The organism is Streptomyces huiliensis (assembly GCF_020037025.1).
In the GTDB taxonomy this organism is placed as follows: Bacteria; Actinomycetota; Actinomycetes; order Streptomycetales; family Streptomycetaceae; genus Streptomyces; species Streptomyces huiliensis.
Genome location: NZ_JAIQLH010000466.1, coordinates 1 through 1,372, shown reverse-complemented (window position 1 = coordinate 1,372; position 1,372 = coordinate 1). Strand labels below are relative to the sequence as shown.

Here is a 1,372-nt window from a genome sequence, read left to right as displayed (position 1 = left end):
GGGGGTGGGGCGGGCGCCGGGGCGGGGCGGGCGCCGGGGCACGGAGCCCCGGCGCGGGTCGGCTCGGCTCCTTCGGGGTCAGACCTTCGTCAGCACGGCGAGGACGGGCAGGGAGCGCGGCGGGACGTCCGGGTCGTCCCCGTCCCCCGCGGCGAGCCGGACGTGCGCCTCGCGCGCCGCGCGTATGGCCTCGGGCCAGCCGTGGTGCTCCAGGTAGGCCGAGACCGGCGCGTCCGCGCCGACCTGGTGCATGATCCGCAGGACCCGCAGCACCGCCACGTCCACCAGGGCGGCCTCGCCCGAGTCGCGGAACACCGTTCCGACGTATTTCTCCGCCGACCAGTTGTCCAGCCAGGTGTCCTCGACCAGGCGGTAGACGGCGTCCGTCACGTCTCCGTACCCTTCGCGGCCGGTCAGCCAGCACTCCTGCTGGAAGGCCGGGTCCGAGAGCATGTGCAGCGCCGAGCGGACGTTCGCGCGCCAGCGCCACCATGGCATGTCATTGAGCGGCATGCCGTCCATGGTGGTCGAGCGACGGCCGCGACGGGAAGACTTCTCCGAACCTTGCACAGCGATCGATCGTACGTTCCCGCCTCGGAGCGCTGTCCAGGGGTGTACGCAAGGGGCCGGACCGCGTCAGAGCTGCGTCCACTGGCGCTGCGGCAGCCCGTACTTCTTCGCGATCGGTTTCCACAGCTCGGCCGCCCGCTTCTTGGCGGCCGTCGCCTCACCGCTGGCCCGGTCGCCGGCGAGGGCCTCCTTGCTGGGACGGGCGTGCCCCTTGTGGCAGCCGTGCTTGCCGCCGACCTGGTCGGCCCAGGCCGCGTAGTGGCTGTCCGCGGACGCGGACGACTGCCACGCCTTGGTCAGCTGCGCCGTCAGGTCGCCGTGGCCCGGCAGCTTGTCGACGGGCGTCTTGCGCAGCCGGTCGACCAGTCCGTTCCGGTCCTTCGCGGCCTCGCGGAGGTCGCCGGCCGACTTGCCCAGGTCCTTGCAGCTCCTGGTGGCGTCCACGGCATGGATGACCGTGCCCCGGCTGCTGCCGCTGTCCTGGAGCAGCGCGTCCAGGGCCTTGGCCTGGCCCTCTCCGGGGTCCGCGGGCTTGGGCTTCTTGCTCTTGGGGGCGCCGGGGGTGGCCGGGGCGCTCGGTTCCGTCGTGGCGGCGGCGGCCTTCTGGGGTTCCTGCTCCTTGTCGCCGTCGCCGCCTCCGCCCCAGAAGAACGCGCCCGCGGCGAGTCCCGCGACGGCGCAGCCGGCGACGACGCCGCCGATCACGGCGAGGCTTCGGCCCCGGCCCGAGCGGCTCGGCTTCGCCGGGGCGGGCGGGGGCGACGGGTAGCCGGCGTGGGCGGCGGGGCCGGGCGGCGGCGGG

Annotated in this window: 1 protein-coding gene and 1 pseudogene; both read right to left on the bottom strand. The window is 74.9% G+C overall.

What is annotated here, in order from left to right; genetic code table 11:
• Positions 1-78: 78 nt before the first annotated feature.
• Positions 79-522: an SCO4402 family protein gene (locus tag JNW98_RS35170; RefSeq protein WP_223772328.1), complete on the bottom strand. Its 444-nt coding sequence runs from the start codon at positions 520-522 to the stop codon at positions 79-81.
• Positions 523-636: 114 nt separating this feature from the next.
• Positions 637-1,372, bottom strand: a pseudogene (locus JNW98_RS35165) (hypothetical protein); the annotation flags it as partial.

Bases quoted from the DNA above. Each gene is read 5' to 3' on its own strand.
- JNW98_RS35170 (WP_223772328.1), bottom strand. From the start codon at position 522: ATGGACGGCATGCCGCTCAATGACATGCCATGGTGGCGCTGGCGCGCG.